General features: G+C 53.5%; 21 protein-coding genes, 1 rRNA gene and 1 other annotated feature. Of the genes, 2 read left to right on the top strand and 20 right to left on the bottom strand.

From position 1 onward, the window contains the following. Window positions 1-24 precede the first annotated feature (24 nt). Window positions 25-1,251, bottom strand: coding sequence for an MFS transporter (locus ACFO1S_RS07685; RefSeq protein ID WP_204605224.1), 1,227 nt, complete (start codon window positions 1,249-1,251; stop codon window positions 25-27). Between the two features lie 155 nt (window positions 1,252-1,406). Next, window positions 1,407-1,668: a binding site (T-box leader), on the bottom strand. Between the two features lie 204 nt (window positions 1,669-1,872). Between ACFO1S_RS07685 and ACFO1S_RS07680 the strand changes: the two genes are divergently transcribed. Beyond that, a complete protein-coding gene (locus tag ACFO1S_RS07680) occupies window positions 1,873-2,874 on the top strand; it encodes a Gfo/Idh/MocA family protein (protein ID WP_204605223.1) in 1,002 nt (333 codons plus the stop codon). A 118-nt stretch (window positions 2,875-2,992) separates the two neighbouring features. On the opposite strand, the gene ACFO1S_RS07675 is transcribed toward ACFO1S_RS07680, so the two are convergent. The 18 genes from ACFO1S_RS07675 to ACFO1S_RS07590 form a co-directional block, all read right to left on the bottom strand. Continuing rightward, on the bottom strand, window positions 2,993-3,469 hold the full coding sequence (locus ACFO1S_RS07675; protein WP_204605222.1) for a NanQ anomerase/TabA/YiaL family protein: 477 nt from the start codon (window positions 3,467-3,469) through the stop codon (window positions 2,993-2,995). Window positions 3,470-3,473: 4 nt separating this feature from the next. Then, entirely contained in the window at window positions 3,474-4,418 is a 945-nt protein-coding gene (locus ACFO1S_RS07670; RefSeq protein WP_204605221.1) for a dihydrodipicolinate synthase family protein, read from the bottom strand. 16 nt (window positions 4,419-4,434) lie between these two features. Then, window positions 4,435-7,539 carry a glycosyl hydrolase gene (locus ACFO1S_RS07665; RefSeq protein ID WP_204605220.1) on the bottom strand — a complete coding sequence of 1,035 codons (3,105 nt, stop codon included), beginning with the start codon at window positions 7,537-7,539 and terminating at the stop codon, window positions 4,435-4,437. Window positions 7,540-7,566: 27 nt separating this feature from the next. Then, window positions 7,567-8,430, bottom strand: coding sequence for a carbohydrate ABC transporter permease (locus tag ACFO1S_RS07660; protein WP_378126544.1), 864 nt, complete (start codon window positions 8,428-8,430; stop codon window positions 7,567-7,569). A gap of 15 nt (window positions 8,431-8,445) precedes the next feature. After that, window positions 8,446-9,381: an ABC transporter permease gene (locus tag ACFO1S_RS07655; RefSeq protein WP_204605219.1), complete on the bottom strand. Its 936-nt coding sequence runs from the start codon at window positions 9,379-9,381 to the stop codon at window positions 8,446-8,448. A gap of 74 nt (window positions 9,382-9,455) precedes the next feature. Next, window positions 9,456-11,048, bottom strand: coding sequence for an extracellular solute-binding protein (locus tag ACFO1S_RS07650; protein WP_204605218.1), 1,593 nt, complete (start codon window positions 11,046-11,048; stop codon window positions 9,456-9,458). A 147-nt stretch (window positions 11,049-11,195) separates the two neighbouring features. Then, window positions 11,196-13,520: a helix-turn-helix domain-containing protein gene (locus tag ACFO1S_RS07645; protein WP_204605217.1), complete on the bottom strand. Its 2,325-nt coding sequence runs from the start codon at window positions 13,518-13,520 to the stop codon at window positions 11,196-11,198. Between the two features lie 88 nt (window positions 13,521-13,608). Next, window positions 13,609-13,977, bottom strand: a complete 369-nt coding sequence (locus tag ACFO1S_RS07640; protein ID WP_204605216.1) for an initiation-control protein YabA — start codon at window positions 13,975-13,977, stop codon at window positions 13,609-13,611. A 33-nt stretch (window positions 13,978-14,010) separates the two neighbouring features. Beyond that, window positions 14,011-14,811, bottom strand: coding sequence for a PSP1 domain-containing protein (locus ACFO1S_RS07635; protein WP_204605215.1), 801 nt, complete (start codon window positions 14,809-14,811; stop codon window positions 14,011-14,013). A 2-nt stretch (window positions 14,812-14,813) separates the two neighbouring features. Beyond that, entirely contained in the window at window positions 14,814-15,791 is a 978-nt protein-coding gene (gene holB / locus ACFO1S_RS07630) for a DNA polymerase III subunit delta' (protein WP_204605214.1), read from the bottom strand. Window positions 15,792-15,819: 28 nt separating this feature from the next. Further along, on the bottom strand, window positions 15,820-16,263 hold the full coding sequence (locus tag ACFO1S_RS07625; protein WP_204605213.1) for a YaaR family protein: 444 nt from the start codon (window positions 16,261-16,263) through the stop codon (window positions 15,820-15,822). A 20-nt stretch (window positions 16,264-16,283) separates the two neighbouring features. Beyond that, window positions 16,284-16,613, bottom strand: coding sequence for a cyclic-di-AMP receptor (locus ACFO1S_RS07620; RefSeq protein ID WP_204605212.1), 330 nt, complete (start codon window positions 16,611-16,613; stop codon window positions 16,284-16,286). A gap of 89 nt (window positions 16,614-16,702) precedes the next feature. After that, window positions 16,703-17,341: a dTMP kinase gene (tmk, locus tag ACFO1S_RS07615; protein WP_204605211.1), complete on the bottom strand. Its 639-nt coding sequence runs from the start codon at window positions 17,339-17,341 to the stop codon at window positions 16,703-16,705. A gap of 20 nt (window positions 17,342-17,361) precedes the next feature. Further along, a complete protein-coding gene (wsfD, locus tag ACFO1S_RS07610) occupies window positions 17,362-18,828 on the bottom strand; it encodes a glycan biosynthesis hexose transferase WsfD (RefSeq protein WP_204605210.1) in 1,467 nt (488 codons plus the stop codon). Window positions 18,829-18,840: 12 nt separating this feature from the next. Next, the gene (locus ACFO1S_RS07605) at window positions 18,841-20,322 is read right to left on the bottom strand and encodes an aminotransferase class I/II-fold pyridoxal phosphate-dependent enzyme (RefSeq protein ID WP_204605209.1); all 1,482 of its coding nucleotides are present in this window, start codon (window positions 20,320-20,322) and stop codon (window positions 18,841-18,843) included. A gap of 99 nt (window positions 20,323-20,421) precedes the next feature. After that, window positions 20,422-22,629 (bottom strand): MMPL family transporter, encoded by a 2,208-nt coding sequence (locus ACFO1S_RS07600; RefSeq protein ID WP_204605208.1) that lies wholly within the window; start codon window positions 22,627-22,629, stop codon window positions 20,422-20,424. Then, window positions 22,613-23,266 (bottom strand): TetR/AcrR family transcriptional regulator, encoded by a 654-nt coding sequence (locus ACFO1S_RS07595; protein WP_204605207.1) that lies wholly within the window; start codon window positions 23,264-23,266, stop codon window positions 22,613-22,615. Before ACFO1S_RS07595 ends, ACFO1S_RS07600 begins: the two co-directional genes overlap by 17 nt. A 137-nt stretch (window positions 23,267-23,403) precedes the next feature. Further along, complete coding sequence (locus ACFO1S_RS07590; RefSeq protein ID WP_204605206.1) at window positions 23,404-23,589, bottom strand: sigma factor G inhibitor Gin; 186 nt, start codon at window positions 23,587-23,589, stop codon at window positions 23,404-23,406. Window positions 23,590-23,748: 159 nt separating this feature from the next. Here ACFO1S_RS07590 and ACFO1S_RS07585 point away from each other — a divergent pair, with 159 nt between their 5' ends. Continuing rightward, window positions 23,749-24,276: a transposase gene (locus ACFO1S_RS07585; RefSeq protein WP_204605205.1), complete on the top strand. Its 528-nt coding sequence runs from the start codon at window positions 23,749-23,751 to the stop codon at window positions 24,274-24,276. 256 nt (window positions 24,277-24,532) lie between these two features. Here the strand turns inward: ACFO1S_RS07585 and rrf are convergent. Further along, a 5S ribosomal RNA gene (rrf, locus tag ACFO1S_RS07580) occupies window positions 24,533-24,629 on the bottom strand; the annotation flags it as partial.

Genomic DNA, 24,629 nt, shown 5'->3' with positions numbered 1-24,629 from the left:
TCAAATTCACCAGTGGTTGCAAACCTATCGGGCGGTTTCATTACCCTTCAAAGAATGCCAAATAGATACGCTTAACGCCAATCCTAGCACCGTCATCCATAATACGCCGGCGATGACAACAGTCTGAATAGAACCCCCTGTAGCTGCAATTCCGAATAAGACGGTCGTGACGGCAATGAGAATCGCTTCGATAAAGCCGTTTACACTGCCTACGCGTCCCATAATCTCAACTGGAATATGGTTTTGATAGTAAGTCGCAAATCCGGTATTGGCGAAAGCCAGAAAAAAAGCGAGGACAAAAAAGCCCACGGCCGCGACATTAAAAGACGAGGAGAAAGCGTAAACGATGTACCCGCCGCACATCCCCATAATCCCTCCAACAATCATCCAATCCGTGGTGACGCGGTTAACTATTAACGTATTTACGCTTGCTCCGATAACAATTCCCACGCCTGCGATACTCACCAGAATGCCATAGTCGCCTTCGGACAGTCCCAGTATCAAGGTGGCGAATGCCGCCTCCAGGGAGTCTACCGCGGATGCCATAACAATCGTTACGCTGCTGAAGAGAATACAAATAACCATAACCCACTTATGCCGACGGTAAAAGCCATGAACAACGTTCCAATCTTTCTTAATCAGTGTCCAGGTTATTTTGCTATCTGCGACACCGCCGGAGGTTTGCTCAAGATTGGGCATGAACATCGTCACCACTCCCGACACGCCAAGGGCTGCCGCATTTAGAAGGATGGCGATAGAAGGTGTGCCCGTCATGAACAGTAATCCGGCAATCGCCGGACCGATCAGGAATGCGCCGGACCCGATCAGTCCATTCAAGGAGTTAAAGCGCCGTCTTTGTTCAACGGGCATCAGTTGAGTAATATACGTGCTGGACACCGGCCCGAAGACGGACCCTGCCATATTAATAAAGAAAACGATGAGATAGATGTAATAAATCGTTGAGAACAAGGGCAGCAAGGCAATTAACATCGCCCTCGCCATATCAAGGAAAATCATCAGATTTCTTTTGCTCATGCGGTCAATGAAGCTTCCCGACCATATGTTCGTACACAGCGTGGACAGTGGCTTTAGAACGTACAGAACTGATACTGCGAAAACGGATTGCGTCATATCCAGCACAATTAAATTAAGCGCGATAAAGTAAATCCATCCGCTCACATTGGAAACACCGATTCCGAAGAGCAGCAGCGTCGGATACTTCCACGACTTCAGCAACGATTCAAGCTTCATGCCGATTACCCCTCTCGTAGATGATAATTCGACAACGGCTAACGCCGTCTTTAGAGATGGCGGTCAACGTTTATGTCTGAGACATTTGAGTAGGAATTAACCATTTTTCACTTATAATCGTTGGAACAAAAAAATCCCACCCCCAAGACCGAAGTCTTGGGGACGAGATTCGTCATCGTGGTACCACCCCAGATTCGCCAATCCGTCACCGGATCAGCCTCGTCGAGTACGGCATAGGACATGCTTATACTCTAGCTCTGTAACAGGAGCTCCTGTCACACCACCCCCGCAGACGAACGCGGTTCCGATGTGATGCTCGGAGGCTTGTTTCCATAAGCCCTTCTTTACTCCGTCTCAGCTCTCGGAGCTCTCTGTCAAAGAGGTGGCTTTATGTACTCTTCTCGTCATCGCATTTCGGCTATAATACACGACTGGGACTTAATTGTAAATAACCTCTTCGCAAGCACAACAAAGAACAAACAATGAACAAGAAAAAGGACTGTAATCGTCCTCTCGTTCTGTTATACTGACTCCAGCTTTAATGCCAATCGTTAAGGATTGGATGACCTGCTTGATATTCGCAAGATATACTCAATATCCATAGCGAGGAGAGGGAATGTCATGAAAAAGATCAGATGGGGAGTCATGGGCACGGGGGGCATCTCGAAAAGCTTCGTTTCCGACTTTCCTTATGTTACCGGTGGAGAGTTGCTTGCAGTCGGCTCCCGTTCGCAAGAGAGCGCCGATCGGTTCGCTCAGACTCATCAGATTCCGCGCGCTTATGCAAGCTACGAAGCTCTTGTAAGCGATTCCGAGATTGATGCGATCTACATCGGCACGCCCCATCCTTATCATAAGGAGAACGCGCTAATTGCATTGCGCGCCGGAAAAGCCGTTCTGTGCGAGAAGCCCTTTACGATGAACGCGCGCGAGCTGGAAGAGCTGATCGCCTGCGCAGCGGAGCATAAACAATTTCTTATGGAAGCGATGTGGACGCGGTTCCTTCCGGTCTTCCGCAAGATTAGAGAATGGATTGACGCCGGCAGAATCGGCGAAATCCGTCAGGTCAAAGCGGACTTCGGCTTCCGGCTTCCCGACGATTACGATCCCCAAGGCCGTCTGCTTAACAAGGAGCTGGGCGGAGGGGCCTTCCTGGATGCCGGCATATATCCGCTGTCCCTAGCCTCGATGGTATTCGGCGCGGAGCCGGCGAAAGCCGTAAGCACCGTACAGATCGGGCCGTCCGGAGTGGACGAGCAATACTCTATTCTGTTGACCTACCCAGGCGGTCAAACTGCGCTGCTTAACGGGGCCGTACGTCTTGCCCTTCCGAACGAGGCTTATCTGATCGGAACGAAGGGATATATTCATATCCCGGCTCTCTTCCTCAACTCCAAGTCCGCTACTCTCCACTTGCACGGAAACGAAGAAGGGAACGAAACCTACGTAGACGACCGAGCTTCTTCCGGCTACAGCTTCGAGATCGAGGAAGTCAACCGGTGCTTGCAGGCAGGGCTTAACGAGAGCCCTGTTATGCCGTTGCAGGAGTCCTTGGACATTATGCAGCTGATGGACAGAATCCGCAAGGACTGGGGCTTGCAGTATTCCGCCGATCTCAAGTAGAGTTCTGATCGTCCGAGGAAACAAGAGGACCCGTGTCTTGTGCTAATTCCAGATCAGGAAACGCGCAAGACACGGGTCTTTTATACCTTTAGGTTCTATTGACTCAGGTTCGTTGCCCTCAGGCTTCCAGCAACCGGCGATGAAGCTTGACGACCGCTTTCCTGACTCCGCTTTCCTCTCCGACCGCACCGCAAGGCCGGTGAACCTCGCCTGGGAAGAACACGGCAAAGTCGCCTGCATTCAAGATCAATTCCGACTCGTCCTCCAGCCCCGAATAGAAGGCGATATCCTTTTCCTCCCGGTCGTCTTGAACGATCTGCTCCTCCTCAGCCCGCGTGCGATATCCGATTCGTTCCTTCCCCTCGATGACCAGTTGAATATCGGCATATGTCCTGTGCGCCTCGGGGCGAATGTCCCGCGCCGGACGCGTTCGCACCTCCTGCACGAGCACGAAGAGTTCCTCCCCCTGAAGCTCGTACCTTCCCGGCTCCTTCTCAAGAATCCGCCGCTCCATGACTAGCTCCAGAGCTTGGCGAACGGCTGCGGGATACAGGGCAGTCTTGTCCCTGAAGCTCCGCAAATCGCTTAAGATCATCTTCTCAGCCCTTCCCTTCGGAAGCATCTATGGAGTAAGTCTTCGCAAGTCTCATGGATAGCTCATGGACTTGTTCAACCTCCAAGCGGAAGGTCGCGCTCAGTTCCCGTTCGTCCTTCGTGCGGCCGATGCAATTATGCAGCACGCCTTCGAGCATCAGATAGTATTTGGCGTTGATCGGATAGAGCTGCTTCTCGATCCAAGAGGCCATCGTCAGAATCGGCACCAGCTTTTCAGCCTCCTCGGGCCGCTCCTGCCAATGGTTCAGCAGCCAGACATAGAGCTCTGGATGAAAGTTGGCCATAACGCTGCTATATCCGGATATTCCGAATTTCAGCGAATCAAGCAAGGTTGTCGTGTTCGCGTTAAAAATTTTCAAACCGCTGCCCTTGACGGCTTCCATGCGGCTTCTCAGCATTTCAAGATCGCAGCACGTATCCTTGAGGAAGGTAAATCTTCCCGTCTCCGCGCACCAGCGGAGAAGCTCCGGCGTCACGAGCCTTTTGTACGGATAAGGACATTCATAGAAGCCAAGCGGCATAGCTTCCGGCAGCCTGTCCAGCAATCGCTTCAGACTGGCCCTCAACTGCTCGTCCGAATCCCCGGAGTCGGCCAAGCGGTTCGTAATGAGCACCAATGCGTCAATGCCCGTTGCGGCTATAGCGTTCAATTCTTCCACTTGGTCTTCGAAATTGTCGGAAATGTGCCCTGAGGCGATTACCTGAACACGTCCAGCCGCTTTCTTAACGACGAAAGCAGCAATTCGAACCCTCTCTTCTAGGCTCAGGCTGAACATCTCGCTGGACTGACAGACGGCGAACAAGCCGTCTACGCCTCTGGCGATATACCACTCCGTCAATCGGCCCAGCGCATCGTAATCGACCTCTCCTCCTGCTGTATAAGGAGTGAGCATGGTCGGCCACACGCCGTCTTTGATTTCCTTAATCATCGCTTTCCCTCCTCTATTAAATCTTGCGTATATGAATCGTCTGTAAAATGCCGTAAGGATGAACGAGGTATTCCGGGGTGTATTCCCCGCCCTCCACCCGGAACGATTCCCAGCCTGTGGAAGGGACGGCCCCTCGTGCTTGATGGAAAGGTCCGAACAGATTGCGAGGGCTGCCCGCCGCCTCGATATCGATGCGATTCGAGCCGTTCTTCAGAAACGCGGTAACGTCCAGTCCATTCGCCGCTCGCCACGGAATGGAGCCAGCCTCCTGCCCATTGACCGAGACATCAAGCGTCACTGCGGAGTACTCGCCCATGTGAAGGATCGCTCTCTCGCCTTCTTCTAGCCGGCAATCGAATTCGAAGTGGTAGATCATACTGCCCGCATAGTGAAAATAGCCTTGCAATCCCCAGTCTCCGAAGCGAAGCTTACTGGGCTCCGCAATGATGGCGCGCTCGGGGCTTACTCCGAAGTCTCCGATGAGATAGCAGTCCTCCAGCTCCATACGATTGAGGTAATCGCAGGAGAGCAGGAGCTCATTGTCGCCAAGCCGCAATCCTTCCAGGCGTACGCGTCGAATGGCGCGGTCCATGAACCAGCCTTCCGGCGCCGACTCGGAGCGCAAGCCGTTCAGCTCTACTTCGATTCGGTCGGCTTCTTCCAAAGCCAGATAGACTTCTTGATCGGGAAGGACGTGAACCTGGAAGCGAAAACGCAGCTCAAGCTTGGCTCCATCTCCCGGATGGGGGTGATCCGCCCACTTGTACCGCTGCGGCAGCCCGTTGTAATACACTTGCCTCATTCCGAGGCGATCTCGAACCTCGCGCTGGGCCTGCCACACCTCCAGCTCCTCCGACCAAGCTCCGTCCGGCCCTCCAAGCCGATATGCGCACTTATCCAACACGAGGGCGTTCGGCATCGTTCTTGTGAAGGAACTCAGGGGACCTAGAGAAGCATGCAGCTTCACCGCGAAGGGGTTCAGCGCCATCTCTCCGTCGTCAAGAATCGGCTGCTTCGGCGCGGATTGGCCTTCCTTGAAGATGACGTACAGCCTCGATCCCGCCGGAGGGTAAGCCGTATCCACGACAAGTTTGCCGTCGATATATTCCGCCTCCACTTCAGCAACTTCTCCTGTGAGCGGATTCCATTCCTCTATACGGCCTTCGAAGTCCGCAGTCAGCCGCACGTTCAATGACTTCCCGCGATCGTTGTTGACCACAAACAGCGTGCGGCAATCCTCCAGCTCCTTAAGCAGATAGAGCATCTCGGGCGCCTCGGTCATGTAATCGCCCGTCAGGCTGATTCGTCGAGGCAAGCAGCTCTCCAACGCGCCAACAACCGCTTCCGCATTGGGAACCCGCCTCAGGTTCGGGTGCGCGAAGAGCTCCTCGCAGCTTGAATCCTCCCGCCCCTCGATCTGGCAGGGCACAGGCTGCACGGCGATAACCTGACCGCCTGCTTCCAGATAATCGAGCAGCAACCGATACGTGCTTCTCAGCATCGTCTGCATTGCCGGAATGACTACCACACGGTATCCGGCCAGGTTGACGTACAATTGCCCGGGAGCTACACGCCCCGCTTCCGCCATGATCGTCTCGTCGCCCAGATCGAAATCGTAGTGTGCGCCGAGCAGTCCGCGCAGGAATCGGTTGAACTCGTCCCCATACTGGTTGATGCCGGGAATATCCCGGTCCTTGTTGCGGTCGGGAATGCCGTAAGGATTCGCGCCGAGCCTTGCCCAGGCCGTGGACGCCGGATGCACAACCAGCACGTCGCGCACCGCCATTCCCGGCTGCATGACGGAGCCGACCCGCGCGAAATAGTCCTCCACTACGCGATTGCGATTCCACCAGGTCGTATTGTAATTGAATACTGGCGGATAATCCCGCTTCCGGCAGCCTTTGATCGAATACAGGGCCAGGTGCTGGGATCGGAGATTAACGCCCATTACATACTGGAAGTCGCCGACCCACTTCTGACCCTCGAAGGTAAATTCCCATCCGGCGCATCCGTAGGTTTCGGTAATAACTTGCTTCCGGCCGTACTGATTGGCTACGCTCGTACATTGCTTAACGGTAATCGTCTCATCGACCTGTTCCATCAGAATGTCGATGCCGGGAACGTGCTGATACCGATAATTCGGCATGATCGCCCCGCATACGCGCGTCGCTACACCCAGCTTGTTCTCCCATAGATAGTGCCCGGTGAAGAGCAAGCCATTGTCCTCGCACCACTGTCCAAGCTGACCCGAATAAGATTCGGAGAACATATCCGAGACGGTTCGCCAATAATCGTGACGAGCCGCAGACGACAAAGCTCCGTTGAAGAACACGTAAGGCAGCGTATCGAAGACATCCGACCCGCGCTTGTCGAGATAATAGGCCGGGAACGAATAAGTCCACGGCAGCCATCCGCGACCTTCCGTAAATCGGCAATGCCGATCGGCTACGCTGGGCTCATCGGTGAAGACCCCGGCCACCGTCTTGCCGAACTGCTCTCCGATCGCTTCCTTGTAGGCCTCATAGGTCGTGTCGATGAATAGCCTGACCGAATCGGGATTCAGATTATCATGCGGCGATTCGTCGTTAAACCATTCGCAGGCTTCTGCCACCTCGACCCGGCACACCAGCAGTACCTCGTTGTCATTCGGCTTTGGATAGCGCAGCCCCGGTCTGCATGCCAGCCTCTCGCTTCGGTAGATTTCCATGCCGTCAATCTCCGCGCGAAAGAGGGCTACATGTGATGCTTCCACCTCAAGAGCCTCCCGAGTCAGCTCGATCGTCAGCCCCTTGGCTCGATAGGCGTCCCCTTGCGCCGGAACAATGCCGCCGGCAGAGCCGGAAGGCCAGCGATCCTCATCGTAAATCCAGGCGATCATGCCGTTATCCGCAGCGGTCTGTACCGCTTGCTTGACATGATCCATCCATTCTTCGCCCATGTATCGGGTCTCCAGACCATCGCGGGAGTGCATGAAGAACCCTCCCACGCCTTGTTCCTTCATCCCTTCGATCTGGCGGACGATTTCCGCCTTCTCCAGCTTGTCGTTCCAAGCCCAGAACGGCGCGGACCGATGCTCCGCGCCCGGATTGCGGAACGATTCTCTCAGCTTGTCAGAATTCATCGTTGTCGCCTCTCCTCTCCGTCCCGCTTAGCCTTTGACCGAACCGAGCATCGCGCCCTGCACGAAGTACTTCTGCACGAACGGATAGATGCATAGAACCGGAAGAATCGCGACGAAGACGACGGCATATTTAATGGTCTCCGACATCGATGCCATATCCGCGCCCATCTGCGTCGTTTGCGAAGCCATGTCCCCTTGAATGACGATATTGCGCAGAATAATCTGCAACGGATACAGCGCCTTCTCGTTCAGATAGATCAACGCCGGGAAGAAGCTGTTCCATTGACCGACCGCGTAGAACAGGAACATCGTCGCCATTACCGGCATGGACAGCGGAAGAACGATCTGCAGCAGCGTACGGAACTCTCCGGCTCCGTCAACGGTGGCGGATTCATGCAGCGCCTCGGGAATCTGCTCGAAGAATGTCCTCATCAGGATCATATTGAATACGCTGATCGCCGTCGGGATGACCAACGCCCAGATCGTATCGACCATTCCGAGCGAATTGACGACCATGTAACGGGGAATAAGCCCTCCGTCGAAGAACATTGTGAAAATAACGAACAAGGAAAATAGAGACTTCCCGTAGAAATGTCCGCGCGAGAGCGGATAAGCGCATAAGGTCGTCAAAATTAGGCTGATAAGCGTTCCGAGCGACGTATATAGAATGGTGTTTCCATAAGACCGCAGAACTGCGGGGTCGTCGAACACGTATTTGTAAGCTTGCAAGCTGATATCCTTGGGCAGCCACAGCACTTCGCCGCGGCTGACGGCGTCTCCCGCGCTGATGGATACGATTCCCATATAATAAAGCGGGTACAACGTAATGACGATCAAGACCAGCATGATGACGATATTCACACCGTCGAACCAGGTTTTCTTGGTTGTCACCGAGCTCTCTCCTTTCTAGAACAGTCTGGCGCCGCTGAACTTGCGCGACAGCTGGTTAGCCGTAATGACCAGGATGAATGACAGGATCGATTGGAAAATACCGACCGCCGAAGCAAAGCTGAAGTCGCTGTCGATCAAGCCTCTGCGATACACATAGGTTTGAATCACGTCTGCGGTTTCGTAAGTCGGTCCGCTGTACAGCAGCAATATTTTCTCGAAGCCGACGGATAGCATATGCCCGAGCGAGAGCAGCAGCATGACCATGATGACGGTCGTAATTCCCGGAATTGTAATGTGACGCATCTTTTTCCACCTGCTGGCGCCGTCGATCGTTGCCGCTTCGTACAGCTGCGGATCGATACCGGTTAGCGCGGCCAAATAAATGATCGAGCCCCAACCGAGTCCCTGCCAGATATCGGAGCCGATGAAGATCGTTCGGAACCACTCCGGCATGGAGAGGAACGTAATCGATTCCGCTCCGAACAAGCTCCGAATTTGATTGATCAGGCCGTCCGAGGACAAGAAGTTCACCAGCATGCCCGCCACGACGACGGTAGAAAGAAAATGCGGAATATACGTAATGGATTGGATGAACCGCTTGAACAGCTTGGCCCGAAGCTCGTTCAGCAGAAGTGCGAACAGAATCGGCGCCGGAAAGAAGAAGATCAACGAATACAAGTTAATGACAACGGTATTGCGTACCACCTGCCAGAAATAGGTATCTGTCAGAAACTGCTCAAAATACTTCGTTCCCGCCCAGGGGCTTTTGAAAAAACCTTTAACAATCGAAAACTCCTGAAAGGCCATAAAGTTGCCGATCATCGGCGCATACTGAAAGATCAGGAAATAAAGAAACGGGAACGCGAACATCGCATACAGGGCTTTGCTCTTGCTGATCTTCCGCCATGCTTCGCTCCGTCCCGTTGCCGCTGGTTTACTTAAAGAAGACATCGGTTTCTCTCCCTTCCTAGGAAAAAAGCCGCCGCTCCCGCCAAAGGCCAGAGGCGGCGGCACCCCGTTTCTATTTAGGATTGAACGCGCGCAAGGGCATCGTTATAGATTTTGACAAGCTCGTCCGCGCCTTTGGCTCTGCACTGCTCGACGAAGGCCGCCCAGTCGCTCTCCAACGCTCCATCCTTGATAATGAACTTATCCATGTTGGACGTAATGAAGGAGTCAAGCTCCGTTCTCAGCTGCTTCAGCCGCTCCCGCTCTTCTTTGTTGAACGGGGGATCGTTCGTAAAGCGGACGTTGATTCCGGCTTCTACGTTCTTCAGGTTCGTGTCGCTCCAGGCGAGCGCGTCGGCGCTTTGGAACGGAATGTTCGGACGATCGTCGTAATGAATGGCCAGACCCAGATAACCTGTGCCCAGAGCGGATTGCATCGCATAATACGGCACCGGCTTATCCTTGTACTTGTTCAACGTTTCTTCCGTCAGCTTGAATTCGCCGTTCTCAATCTTATAGTCCTCGTTCTCTACGCCCAAGGAGGTGAGATTCGTGCCCTCTTCCCCGTACATCCAGTCGATAAACGCGATGACCTTATCCGGATCTTTGACTTTAGAGCTGATGACATACGACTCGCTCAGATGGTCCAGGCTGTACACCAGATTTCTTTTTACGCCGCTCGGGCTGGCTAGTACCGGAATCATATCAAACTTCGCATCGGGATTCTGCTGCTGCAGAATCGTGTTGAACGTATTGCCGAAGCCGTTGTTATCCTGGAAATAGAACGACTTGCCGGAATTCAGCTTCTCCTGCCAGGTTTGCGAAGTGGCTGTCGTGTAATCCTGGTCCAGCAGCTTCTCGCTATACAACTTGTGCAACCAGGTCATGGCTTCCTTGAAGGAATCCGAATAAGGACCGAACTCATACCGCTTGGTCGCGGGATCGTAGTAGATTTTCGTGCCGTTGCTCGTCGTATAGCCGCTGCCGAAGCCGAATGCGATCGGATTGATCAGATTCTCCGTCCCGGTCAAGCCGTTGGCGGCGCGGGAAGCAAATGGATAGGAGCTCGGATTCACTTCCTTCAGCTTCTTGAACGTCTCGTACAGCTCTTCATAGGTAGTCGGAACCTGGAGGTTCTGCGCCTTCAGCAGATCCATGCGGATCATCGGAATCTGTCCGGCTTGCAGATCCCACTTGGTGACGAGCGGGAAGCCGAACAGCTTGCCGTCGATATAGTTGTTTTTGACCTCAGGGTGATCCTCAAGCACCTTTTTAAAATTCGGCATCTTGTCGAGATAGGACGTCAAGTCCAGAAAGACGCCCGTGTCCGAGTAGTTCTGGATGTCGTCTTGCTTCACCAGAATAACGTCGGGAATCGTGTTCGTGGCGATAAGCGTCTTCTTCTTGTCGTCATAGTTGCTCTGCGGAACGCTCTGAAGGTTGAGCTTTACATTCTGTCTCTTCAGAATTTCTTGTACCGCCTTCGAGTCGTCTACAATCGCCTGGCTGGGATGTTCATACCGCATCCAGGTCAAGGACATGAACGCATCGTCGCCGCCCTTGGATTCGGAATTGCCGGAACCGCTGCAGCCCGCGAGCAAGCCTCCTAATAAAACAATGGACAGCGCCGCAGCGCCGCCGGTGAACCAGGTTTTCTTTCTCGTTCTCATGTGTTACCCTCCCGTTGAGATATGGATCGTGACGCAACCTCATCGTAATGGCTTCCCGTATCCCCCGGGAATAATCAAAACGGAATAACGTGTGCCGTTATTCCGCTCTTCGGTCCTTGATTCAATTGTCCGCCTTGATTCAAAAAGTCACTTTTCCTTGTCTTCCCTACGGCCATGGGCATTCCTGTAGTCCATCGGAGAGATTCCCTCGTGCTTCTTGAACAGGCGCAAGAAGGTCGTCCGGCTGTTGATTCCGGTCATCTCCGCGATTTCCCCGATTTTCAGCTCGGTCTCGAGCAGCAATTCCTTGGCTTTCTCGATCCGGGTCAAGCTGATCGTATCCGTAATGCTGCTCCCCGTCGTTTCCTTAAACAATCTCGATACGTATTTCGGAGACAAACCGATCTCGTCGGCGATCATCTCCAGATGAAGATCCTTCGCATAATGCAAAGCAATATATTCCGTGATCAAGGCGACGACCGTACCCGATCTTCTCTCTTGCTTAACCGCCGTCTCCTCGATGATACGAGCGAAGAATGAGTAGAGCGCATCCGTGCGCTCTTGCCACTCGGTAGGCAGGACATGCTTCTGCAGCAGCTTCTGATGCTGCTGCTCGGTTACGAATCGAAATACCTCCTGCTTCCGCTCCGTCAAGTAGCGGTAGCCGGTCTGATAGACGGCCGCGAGCAACGAGCCGAGATTCGAATACGAAACGCCTCGTTGGCGGTTGGTCTCGATGATCGTCTCCAGCTCCTTCTTCAGCAGCTCGAATTCCCCGATTTTCAGCGCGTTCACAATTTTCGTCTCGTCGAGGAACGAATAGTAATAGACCTGTCCCAATTCCAGCTCTGCGGCATCCAGCACCGGATTGTCCGGCCGGGAGCGCATATTGTCCAGCAACGTGATCGCTTCGGAATAGGAAGAGGACATGGCCGTCGTCTCTGCATAGGCATTGCCTACGCCAATCAGCAGATCGCAATAAACCATATCGTATTCGAACGTCTGGCGAATCGTCTTCAGCGCGGTGTCCAACTGATCTCGATCTTCATCCGTACGCAGATTAACCATGCAGACATACAGATTGTGCTCGCATTCGACCAGGTAGCAGTTCACGTACTTCCTCATAATTCCCAAGAGAACGATTTTTAATTTCTCCAGAATCATGACGCGATCCGCTTCTGCAATATCGTGGTAGAAACGGTCGCGGAATTGGAACATGAAGCAGCAGCACAAATAGCGGCCTTGAACGAAGCCGATGTCGGCCATAATCCGCGTCACCGTATGCTCGTCCGTCCGGGGGCTTCCGTTAATTAGATCGCGGAAATATTGCTCCACCCGGTCCGTGGAGATGTGCTGCAGCCGCTCCGAGATGTCCAGCTTTTCCTCCATCAGCTCATGAATCCGCCGGCTGATCTCCCCGAATTCTCCTCTGGCCCAGTCCGATTCCCGGCTTCCGGCAAGCTTCGGCTCATTCAACAAAATACTGCGAATGTTGCGAATCGGATTGTACAGCCGAAGGCTGAAGATTAGGGAGAAGACGATTCCGATCAGAATCAAGCTGACGCAAATCCAGAAAATCAGCGTAAGCACGCCGGAGGATTCATAATTGAAGGCGTTGACGGGAGTCGTGGAATAGTACTGCCAGCCGAAGGAAGGAGAAATTATCCGGGTGACCAGCACGGACTCTCCTCCGAGCACCATTTTCACCTGGCTGATCTGCCCTTCCTCCTGTGCGAAGCTTCCCTTGATCTCGGCAATATGCTCCTCGCCCAACTCTCCCGAGCTCATCATCGTCGTATTCTCCGAGTCCATAACGACGTAAGAGGTCGAGTCATAGATCGAGTTGCTGGTTAACGCTTTCAATATCGCACGGACAGGAATGGTCGTAACCGATGTGATGAGATGCCCGTTAACGTACTGCGTCGTTATCTCCGGGATTACTGTGCGGCTCACATCGACAGACAGACGTACGGTCGTCGGCGGAACGACCTGAAAGATGCTGTCCCGCTTCAGCTGATCTTTCCAGTAAGCCTCCGGCAAGTTCTCGAACACGTAGAATTTGTTGAAGAACGTCGAGAAATCGACGACTCCGTCGGCGGTATATACTTTGTCTTCGTCGCTGTACATGAAGACGGTATCGATAAAGGAGCTGAGCGTGCTTCGATTGGCCGCAATGGTCCGAATGATGGAAGACACGCTGATCTTGTCCTGAACATTCTGAAGTGAATACGGTTTCAAGTGCTGCTGTACAATATCGTTAATCAGAAGATTGTTATGCGTCGTTCGTACCATTTCCAGATTGACGTCGATATTCGAGACGGACGCGGTCAGATTCGCTTGAAGCCGATCCGACACTTCCCTGTTCATTAGTCTGTCCACGTTGACATAGACAATATAACCGATCAGCAGGATCGGAATAAGCAGCGAAATAAAGTATGACAATATCTTGAAGAACAGCTTATGCTCCTGCATGGGAACCTCCCATCATTCGTCCACCGAAAACCGATGTCCGTCAAAAAAGCAACGAACCCGTGAAGGCCGTCGCTTAATTGTGAATCGTTTATTTGCTTAGGAAGGATAAGCAGAACAAGCAATCTCCTTCCATCCGCAGATGACCGTAATACACGTTGCAAATATGAAAGCCTTCATGATAGAGACGGGCCAAGTTGTCGTAGCCCTCGCCAACGCCCATGCTAGGTACGGCAGGCTTGTCACTCCCGACGACAGCCGGTTCGTCCGCCGCCTCCTGAGTGACCGCTACGGATTCCGTTTCCCGCTTCAACACTTTTCTTAACTGCTGATTCTCGATTGTGAGCCGCTGATTCTCTTCGATCAATTCCTTGATCTTCAGCTTTAGTCCTCCGAAGTCGGCATGGACCTTTCCCAAATCCGATTCGAGCTCATCGATGCGAAGGAAAATGTCTTTCATGAACTAATATCCACCTCAAGGCATCCGATTATGTCATTTTAAGACGACATCGTCAAATGGCAGCTCTTTCACTTTACCCATATCGAACAGCTGAACGTGTACGCTTCGAGAGCCTAGGTTGATTCCGACGACTTTGCCTTCTCCCATCGAGGTCACGACCATCTTACCCACCGCGGGAAGCTCTTCCTTAGCGCTCTCGTAATTGTCATGCTCGTATTTCAGGCAACACATCAGGCGACCGCACAAGCCGGAAATCTTCGTTGGATTGAGGGACAGGTTCTGATCCTTGGCCATCTTGATCGAGACCGGCTCAAAATCGCCCAACCAGGAAGAACAACAAAGCACTCGCCCGCACGGACCGATTCCGCCAAGCATCTTGGCCTCGTCGCGTACGCCGATCTGCCGCAATTCAATGCGGGTTCGAAATACGCCGGCCAAATCCTTCACGAGCTCCCGGAAGTCAACTCGACCTTCCGCCGTAAAGTAGAAAATGATCTTATTCCGGTCAAACGTGTATTCCACGTCCACGAGCTTCATCTTGAGCGCGTGATCCTTGATTTTCTGCAGTCCAACGGTAAATGCGTTCTTAGCTGCGTTGCGATTCTCCTCGACGGCTTTGGCGTCGGGGTCTCCCGCGATCCGGATGACTTTCTTCAATGGAAGAACGACATCGTCTTCTCCTACCGTCTTCGGGCCGACGACGACTTTGCCGTATTCTACGCCTCGCGCCGTCTCCACGATGACATGCTGATCTTTGGATACCGGATGCTCGGCGGGATCGAAATAATAGATCTTGCCCGCTTTCTTAAAGCGGACTCCCACCACATCGTACAAATCTATCCCTCCCGCACGTTCACCAGAAATTGCTCCAGCGCCAATTGCGGCGCTACGTGAGCTTTTATTCTTCTTGCCGCCGTCAGCGCGGATTCCATGACCGTGACCCAGGACGAGATCGGGCGGCTCCATGCCGTCTTGGCAATCCATTCGCTCTGGTCCGGGAACACCATATGGCTCTGACGGCCGGTCATTGCGTAAATCATATCTCTATACCACAAAGCTAACAGCTGTAGCAAAATTTCGACATGTTCCGAGAGATCCGTCTTAAACACCTGCTGCTGCGCATGAAGCAGACTTGCAGTGAACCGGGACGGGTTCTCCCTGCCTAATTGTATCACTACGTTTCGGATATCTGCAAACCAATTCTCATCTACCAATTTACGGCTGGAGGCCAGCCCGGAAGACAGGTTCACGGCCGCTCGCGCAAGCAGCGGCGACTTCCCTTCCTGTACAAGGATGCTCTCCAGCGCCGCACGGTCGCCCGGCACGAACGAAACCAGCTGCGTCCGCGACAGAATCGTCGGCAGCACGGCCTGAGCGCTTGGCGCGAGCAAGATCGCGACAACCGGAGACGGCGGCTCCTCCAGAAATTTGAGCAAGCTGTTGCTCGCCTGCGTCGTCATCGTCTCGGCGCCCTGGATAATATACACTTTATAGCCCGCTCCGGCGCTGCGATACGACAATTCCCGCTGCAGCAGACGAATCTGCTCAATCTTCACGGATGCCCCGTCCGGTTCAATGACGTGAAGATCGGGATGGTTGCCGTGCAGCACCTTGCGGCATTCCAGACACTCTCCGCAGGCATCGGTCCCGTCTCTCTCGCAGAAGATCGCTTGAGCGAACGCCCCGGCCATCTCCATCCGCCCAGATCCGGGCGGTCCGGCGAACAAATAGGCATGCGCGATCCGATTCGCCTTCAGCGCGTTGCGCAGCAGCGCTTTCGCCCGATCCTGTCCGGCAATGTTTTGAAACCCCATGAAGCGAAACCCCTTATAATGAACAAGCTTAGAATGCGATATTAATCAAGATCCCGCGAATTTCGCCGACCTTCTGAAGCAGATCGATGCGCCCTTCTTCGCTTTTCAGCAGCTCTTCTCCCATAGCGATAAGCATGGCGTCCACTTCTTCGAGCAGCTTATATCTTTTACCCCGGCCTCGACGGTCCCAACCTCTCGATTCCTTCAAGGCAATGCCGCGGCGCACGGTATCCTCCAGGAAAGATTTTACCATCTGCCGGTAGAGCACCAATTCCCGAATGGTCATGGAACGGGTCAGCCTGTCTCCCTGCAGCCGAATATCCTCCAGCTTGCGCTGCAGCTCCTCATGCGTCCGCTGCTCCTCCTGCTGATGCATCAGATCGCCGAAGCTCTGGGACTGGGCGGGTCTGTTCGGCACCTCACCGCGTTGTATCGTTTTGTTAACGGGATATAGGCCCGGTTGGATCTTCATATCCACTCACATCCCAATTGTTAGAAATGTTCGAATCGTTCGACCGGAAGTACGAACACAGCCGCTCCGCCGACCTGAACCTCCACAGGGAATGGAATATACGAGTCGGCCGCTCCGCTCACCGGAGACACCGGCGTGACCAACTGATCCCTCACCTTGCAGTTGGCTCGAATGACATCCAGAATGTGCTGGATTTGATTATCCTCGATTCCGATGAGGAAGGTTGTATTGCCTGAGCGGAGAAATCCGCCCGTACTGGCCAGCTTGGTCGCCCGGAATCCTTCCGCGATCAAGGAGTTCGACAACCGGTTGCTATCTTTATCCTGGACGACGGCAATCAATAATTTCATGTTCAGGCCTCCTAGAAATTAGAATGGGGGTCTGTCGCTTTCTTGTCTATTCCTTATAAATTGGACACGCCCGGGTCAAAATCCTCTTTTTACGGCGTCTGCAATCTCTTCTCCACGATCGCCCAAGCCGTTTCCGCCAATTCGACAGGGCTCTTGTCGGCATCCAACGTATGGATTCTATCCGGGAAACGCTTGGCGACTTCCGCATATCCTTCCCGGACGAGCTGATGGAAGGCCAGACTTTCCAGATCGAGCCGATTCACCTCGCGATGCAGATTCGCCGCGATCCGGGACATTCCTACTGCGGGATCGATGTCCAAGTACAAGGTCAGATCGGGCATGCAGTCTTCGGTCGCGAACCGGTTAATCTCCCATACTTCATCAATCCCAAGCCCACGCGCATGCCCCTGATAAGCCAGGCTGCTATCCACGAATCTATCGCAAATCATAATCTCTCCCCGGGCTAATGCAGGCATCACGATCTCCGCTAAATGCTGGCGTCGGGCAGCAGCGTAGAGAAGCGCCTCCGTTTTCGGGTCCATCTTTGTATTCTTCTTATCCAGAATGACGTTCCGGATAGACTCGGCGATCGGAACGCCGCCCGGTTCGCGGGTCCTGCTCGTCTTCCTGCGCGTTTCTGTATAAATTCTTTCCGTAAGCCGTGTAATGAGCGTAGTCTTGCCGGCTCCTTCTCCGCCCTCTATCGTGATGAATAATCCGCCTCGCACCGAGCCTTCCCCTTTCAACCTTAAACCTTGATGCCGAGCCTTCTTTCCGCAAGCTTAATGACTGCGTAAGCTATGCCGATGACAGCGCTTATTCCCATCATATCAAAGCAGACATTAAACATAAACAAATGCTTTCCCAAGTCGGCTTCTCCGTCGCCGATCAGCGGGATGATCCAAGAGAAAATTCCGGCCAGCGCGACAACGAATAACGTCTCCGCTCCCAAACGTATTCTTCTCGATGCGGCCTTTGCCCAGATCCAAGCCAGCGCAACGCAATAGGCCAGGAAGAAAACGACGTACGCCCATGCACGGTGCGGCATGGTCTCGGCCTTGAAGCGACTCCATCCGTCGAACGTATCGGACAGCGTTCTTGGAGGCCTGCCAGCGGAGGGATCATAATTGCCCAGATAGGCAGGTCGGATATACATGGCGTTCGCCGCCGCTTTATCCAGCTTCTGCACAAACCGGGAGGGATGTCGCGAATAATACGCGACAATATCCCGATGACTCAACCTCTCCAGCACTTCCCGGTGCAGGACGGGATCGCTCTGCGGAATAACGGTGTCTTTCTGAAAATAATTCGTTCCTGCCAGTGCCGCATATTTATCGGGTATTCCTAATTCCTTCATATCCCTCGCCACATTCGGGGAATCCTTCAGCACGCCGTAGAAGATCGACTGATAGAGATTCGTATGCTTAAGGCGATTAGGCGCGACCACGATCATCAGCGCCGAGATCGCGATCAGGACGCCGACGACCGTCCAGACCTGTCGTTGCCATCTGCGGTCGGAACGCAATCCGGTCATCCGCCATGCCAGCAGAGCAAATGCGAAGCCAAGGGGCGCATTCTGTATCTTCGAGGTCGCAACCGCTATCGCGGCTGCGGCGAACAATGCCAGCAGCTTGCCGTTCGGTTCGGCTGCAGCGGATAAGGACAATGCCGCGGCCAGCATGAGCAGCATCGCGATATACGCATACGGCTCTCCGAAGAAGGATTGGAAATAAGCCGTGTAGCCGATGTCTCCGAACACGAACAGGATCGCGACCGCCGAGCCTGCTGCGAGCATGAACGTACCTTTCCGACTGCTCGTAGAAGGCAAATGTCGAACAAGCAGCGCGACAGCTATAGCAAACAGAGCGGCATAACCAGCGCCCAGCACCCGAATGTCGAACACTTCCCCGTTAACCAAGCGTCCCATCCAACCCGCAAGGGCGACAAGAATCACATGAGTCGATACGTATCCGCCCACCGTATGCTCGCCGTATCCGAACCGGGAATAGGCGTAGTTGAAATAAAGCTCGTCGTAAGAAAGCTCAGGATGCAGCACTCTTAATCCCGACACGGTCAGCACCCGGCCGAAATCTCCGTTATCCGCCACGCCAATGACGGGGGGAACCATAATTAAGCCTATCACCAACAGCCCGGTCGCAATTCCCGCAATCCAGGCGATCCCGTAACGGATGTCCCTCCGGGTATGTCCCGTCACCTTTATCCACCTCTAACCCTCATTCGCCGATCCGCTCTGAATCCGAATCGTTCGAAGACCGGGATCCTTCGCGCCTTGTATCCGCGCGCCCTCGTGTCTCCATCGGATCAGTTGATCGACAGTGCTCTCCGTTATGGTTTCGCCCGGAAAGAGCATCGGTATACCCGGAGGATAAGGAATCACCCATTCCGCGGCTGTTTCTCCTATGCTATGCTCCAGCAGCACCTCTCTAGACTCGTTCGGGCCGTAGCCGAAGCGAACCGGCTCCGGCAGAGAGAGCGCCATCCCTTCTGTCGTTGGCTTACGCGGCCGCGCATCGGTTTCATGGGGCAATATCGGCAAGCTATCTGCAATTGCGCTCAGCGCTTTTGTCAGTTGTACGCCGTCCTCCTCAATTGAGCCGGTTCCCAGCGCCAGCACCGCATAACGCTCATCCGCCATCTCCGGCACGCAGCCCTGCTCAAGCAGCGCGTCCCGGAGCGCAAATCCGCTTAGCTTGCCCGCCTCGTGGAACAATACCAGCTTTAGCGGATCGTATACGATGCCTTTGCTTATGGCATTGCCGTAACCCAGCGCTCCGAAAGGCATCCGCTCCAATGCCTCGACAACCGCCCTCACTGCCCTAAGCGCCGGATAGAAGGCTTGCTCCGATTGAACGTGAAGCTGTCTGCGGGCAAGATCAAGGGAGGCTAGTATCGGAAAGGAAGGGCTGGAGCTCTGCACCATCGTGAGCGCCTGCCGAACAGCCGTTCTTTCCAGCCGATCTCCTTGCAGATGCAGCATCGCGCCCATCGTCATTCCGCCGAGCATCTTATGCGTAGATTGCACCACCGCGTCCGCCCCGGCTCTCAAAGCCGAATTCGGAAGCTGGGGATGAAATCCGAAGTGAGCCCCGTGAGCTTCATCCACCAGCACGGGAATATCGCAGGCATGTGCAGCTGCAACTAACGGCCCCAGATCGGAGCTCATGCCGTAATAGTTGGGCGATGACAAGATAACAGCCTTCGCCTCCGGATAGCTTTTCAGCGTCTCGCCCAGCAGTCTCACCGCCGGAATGGTAGCGAGCCCTGAAGCTTCATCGACGACGGGCGGCAGCAAGATCGCGCGCGCGCCAGCCAGCATAAGCCCGTGAATGACCGATTTATGAACGTTGCGCTGCACAATGACGAGCTCTCCAGGCCGGCACACGCCCAAAATCATCGCCAGGTTGCCCGAAGTGCTGCCCCCCACCAGGAATCGGGTTTCATCCGCGCCGAAGCAGTCGGCCGCCAGCTCCTGGGCTTCCAGCAAAGGTCCTTCCGGATGGTGCAAGTCGTCTGTGTCGGCCAGCTCGGTCAAGTCCAATGCCAGCAAAGTCTCATAATAGGTGCCGGCAGAGGGCTCTCCCCAAGCGGTTCGCTGCTTGTGTCCCGGCACGTGAAAAGGCGTCGCCCGCAGCTGGGCATGAGCGATTAACGCCTCGTACAATGGCGCCCTGTATCGATCTGGCTTCAAGAGTAAGACCTCCTCCGCACGTAATGTTGAATTGTTCTCATTATAGTCAAATCAAAAAAAAGGGACAACGATCGCTCGTTGTCCCGTTTCCCAGCTCAATTACGATTCCGACGCGCTTTTCTTCCGAAGCCTCTCCGGCAGCACCATCAACGCCGGCACCAGCATCGGCAGTAGAATAAAACAGAGGACGACCAGTCCCACGATAACGGCCGCCGCCAGCTCAATCAACAGCACTAGACCGGACGGCATGAGCGTTGCGAACGTTCCGCCGAGAATAATCATCGCCGAGATGATGACGCCTCCGACGCTCTGGGCCGACTTGACAATGGCCTCTTTCGCCGAAATGTTGCCGTATTCCTTATATCGCATCATCAGGAAGATACTATAGTCTACTCCCACCGCCACAATGACTATGAAGGAGAAAAACGGTACGAACGAGGATACTCCATCCGCGCCGATAAACTTCTCCGAGACCAGCTTGGAGGCGCTCATCGCAACGTAGTAGGAAGCAATTAGTGCCAGCACGATGTATATAGCCGGCCAGAAGGCCCGAATAACGAACAGCAGCACGACAAATACGCTGACGATAACGATGATCGCGGTACTGTTAAAGGATTTAATCTGTGCTTTGTTCATATCGTAGGTCATCGAGCTTGGGCCCGCGGCAGCTACGGCGGCTTTCTCCAATGCCGTTCCTTGAAGAGCGGCATCGAATTGTCCGTTAATGCGTTCGATGGTATCCAGCGCGGCAGGCGAGTAAGGATCGTCCTTCAGAATAACGATCAGCTTGGTAATCTTGCGGTCCTTGGACATGAAGCTGGCTAACGATTGCCCGAAATCCGGACTCGCAAGCACTTGATCCGGCACGTAAAATTTCTTGGAGCCGTCTGCTTCGGTCTGACCGCTCGCATAGAAGAAATCAATCGGAGCCGCCTGGGGCTGCGTCACGCTCGATACCGCAATGACGCCTTCGGTCTTCTTCAAGCGCTCCGTAAGCTTCTCGATGGCGCTCAAGGCCTCGTTATTGTCCATGGCTTGATCCGATTCGATCATAACCGTTGTCGGCAGCGCCTGTCCGCGGCTGAAATGCTCGCCGACCAGACTAAAGCCCTTAGTGGATGGATGTCCGTAGCCCATCTCGTCGATCTGATCGAAGCTCAGCTTCTGACCGCTTGTCAGCAGTACCGGAATCATCAGCACGAGAATGATCAATGTCGTCAGCAGCGGACGCTTGACGGAGATTTGCGTCAGCATCGCCCAGAATCGGCTTTCCTTATGGCCGGCCGCCTTCTTGGAAGGCCAGAACAGCTTCGTGCCCAGCACCTTCATCAGGAACGGGGTAAGCGTCAGAATCTCCAGCACGAGCACAACTGCCCCGATCGCCACGACATTGCCGGATTTGTATATGCCGAAGTCCGAAAGTGTAAGCCCCGCGAAGGCGATAAAGACGGTAAGAATGCTGTAGACAATCGTTTTTCCGGCTGTCTTGTAGGAAGTGATGATCGCATCGTCAACCGATTTTCCGTTCCCGAGCTCCTCCTTGAACCGGTTAAAGAGCAGGATATTGTAGTCCGTTCCGATCCCGAACAGGATAAGAACAAGCAGCATCTGGGTTACGCTGGTCACCGGGAACTCCAGCTTGTCGATGATCTGGGCAGCAATGCCCATGGAGACAAGATAGGAGACCCCGACGGCTGCCAGCGACACGAAAGGAATCACAAGCGACCGGAACATTACGACGAGTACGACCAGGATGAAGATAACCGTCAGGGCCGCGCTTTTTTCAACGCCTTCCGTGGTCGCCTTTATGTAGTCGTTCTGAATGAAATCTTCTCCGCTTAGATAATGCTCCACGCTGAGATTTCCTAGAGCAGCCTCGATATTGGACTTGATATCATCAACGTTGCGGCCATCCTTCTCCAGGATGAAGGTAGCAAGCAGTGTCGTTCCATCTGGCGAGATCAGAGAGGACTTCGCCTGCGGTATCGCGATCGGATCGATCATCTGCTTAATGCCGAGCTCCTGCTCCTTCGCTCTCAAGCTGCCGATACCGGCGCCAATCTGCTTCATATCTTCGTCTGTCAGCTTATTTGCATTATAAAAAATAAGAAGATTGCTCGCGCCTTGCGTCTCGTTCATCTTGCTGAGCAGCTTGCCCGCGATCTTGGATGGGCTGTCCTCTGTCAAAGGATCTTGGCCTCTCTGATGCAGGATCGCGTTGACGTCGGGCTGAATGACGGTCAAGACCACTGTAACCGTCAACCAGACGGCCATCAGGGCCCATCTCCATTTAATGATTGTTTTCACAGCAACCACTCCTGTTCTCTTTGTCTGAATGTATTAGTCCCGCTATCCCCTTGGAGTAGACGGATAAATATTGATCGATCAGGAATTTCAGCGTCTCTCCCTCTTCGTTGTCCCTGAAAATGACGCAGATGCCTTCAACGATCGTAGACGCTAGCATCCCGGCCACCGCGCGATTCTCCGCGGAAGGGGAAACCTCGTCGCCTACGGGCTTGGCAAGCACCCTCTCCAATAGGGACGAGACCAAATCCTCCAGCTCCGGCTTTACGCCCTCGTATTTGGTCCCCTCGCTCCGGTTCAACAGAATTGTAAACTCGGAGCTATAGGTCTTGAAGAGCTCGATAAAGGCCCGCTCAATCCGGCTGAAAAAGTCGGGGGCGCTTGTCGCTCCCCTGGCATAGCTCAATTGAACTTTCCTTCGGATCTCCTCCAAGCTATCGATGTATTGATTGTGCACAGGAAGAACAATCGCATCGAAAAGCTGCTCTTTATTCTTGTAGTACCGATAGATATTGCCGCTTGTAACTCCTGCCGCCATCGCGATTCGCCGTATGGATGCATTCGAATATCCGACCTGCTTAAACTCTAATAAAGCGGCTTTGAGGATATTCGCTCGAACCTCTTCCTTCAGAATTTGCAATAGTAATCACCTGTTCATTATTAAAATTCAAAATTGATTATACCCATTTTTTCCAAGGGATGCAACACGGAAAATTCGGCTGCCCCAATAAAAAAGCCAGGCAAGCTTAAGCTTGCCTGACCCTGCTATCTCCGCGTTTATGCATGAAATTTAACCCATAATTGCCTTAGCTGCCGAACGAAAAAAGGATACTTCTCATCCTCCGCGTTTGTTCTAACCATCTCGGATTCACAGGATGTACAAATAAATTCCGTTACGATCGTCATTCCCTCGGCTTGCTGCTCGCCGCAAACGATGCAGGTTTTCCGTTCCCCCGATTCCATGAACATCCCTGCCTTTCCCTATTGTTGTATCTAGTATGTCCGAATTCTATGAAAATATACATATTCATAGCCGCGATTGCATTGCAAACATAACAATAATTGCCGGATTATCCGATAGTAATGAACAGAAAGCGTTATGCGCAAGGAGGACAATCAAGGATGGACGACCCGCAATCCAGGAAGGATGCTACCTTCTATAATTATAAGCTTATTCGCAAGATTCCTCTCCGTCCCGAGAGCAAATACAGCTACATGGCTACGGCTCTGTTATTGTCTACCGTGTTGTATTTTATAGACAGCTGGAGAGGCTTAAGCTACTCCTTCGTCGGGGTCATTGTCATGCTTCTGGTTCATGCGCTCGTTCTTAGAATTACTGTAAAACGGGTAGACAAGCTGTCCGAGAAAAGATGGACCTTCCGCCGGGATTGGCCCTGGATCGGCCCCCTTCCAATTATGGATACGCAATTGTCTCTGTTCCGACGACTTCATTTCCATCTCCTTCTTGTCGGATGCTGCGTCGCCGGCCTCTTTTACCCCTGGGCGCACTCCTCGCTCGTCATCGCCATGATGTATTGGCATATTTGGCTGCTCACCCCTCGCTTCAAGCTGTTATGGTCGCTGCGGAAAGAACGCCGCGACGGCATTGTCCGACTGGAGTCCAAGGAAGTTTCTTATTACCACCAATAAGACGTTTCGATCATCGTTGCGCGGCGGGGTGACGCAGTGTACGATGACATAGCGGCAATCAAAACGTCTACCTCGTCCTGAAGGAGCGCGGTAGACGCAAATACTTTCTATATAGCAAGTAGAAACGGCTTCGCCGTCCTTAGGCACGGCGGCGGCATACGTTTTGTATCGAGCTATCAGATAGGTATAAGGATGTCTAACTTTTATAGTTTCTGATATTGCAAAAAAGCACCCGTTAGGGTGCTTTCTCTGCCCAGCCTGGCAACGTCCTACTCTCCCAGGACCCTGCGGTCCAAGTACCATTGGCGCTGGAGGGCTTAACGGTCGTGTTCGGGATGGGTACGCGTGGAACC

The organism is Cohnella boryungensis, assembly GCF_042651945.1.
Taxonomy (GTDB): domain Bacteria; phylum Bacillota; class Bacilli; order Paenibacillales; family Paenibacillaceae; genus Cohnella; species Cohnella boryungensis.
Note: the sequence above shows the minus strand (reverse complement) of the source record. Positions and strands in the feature narration are given on the sequence as shown.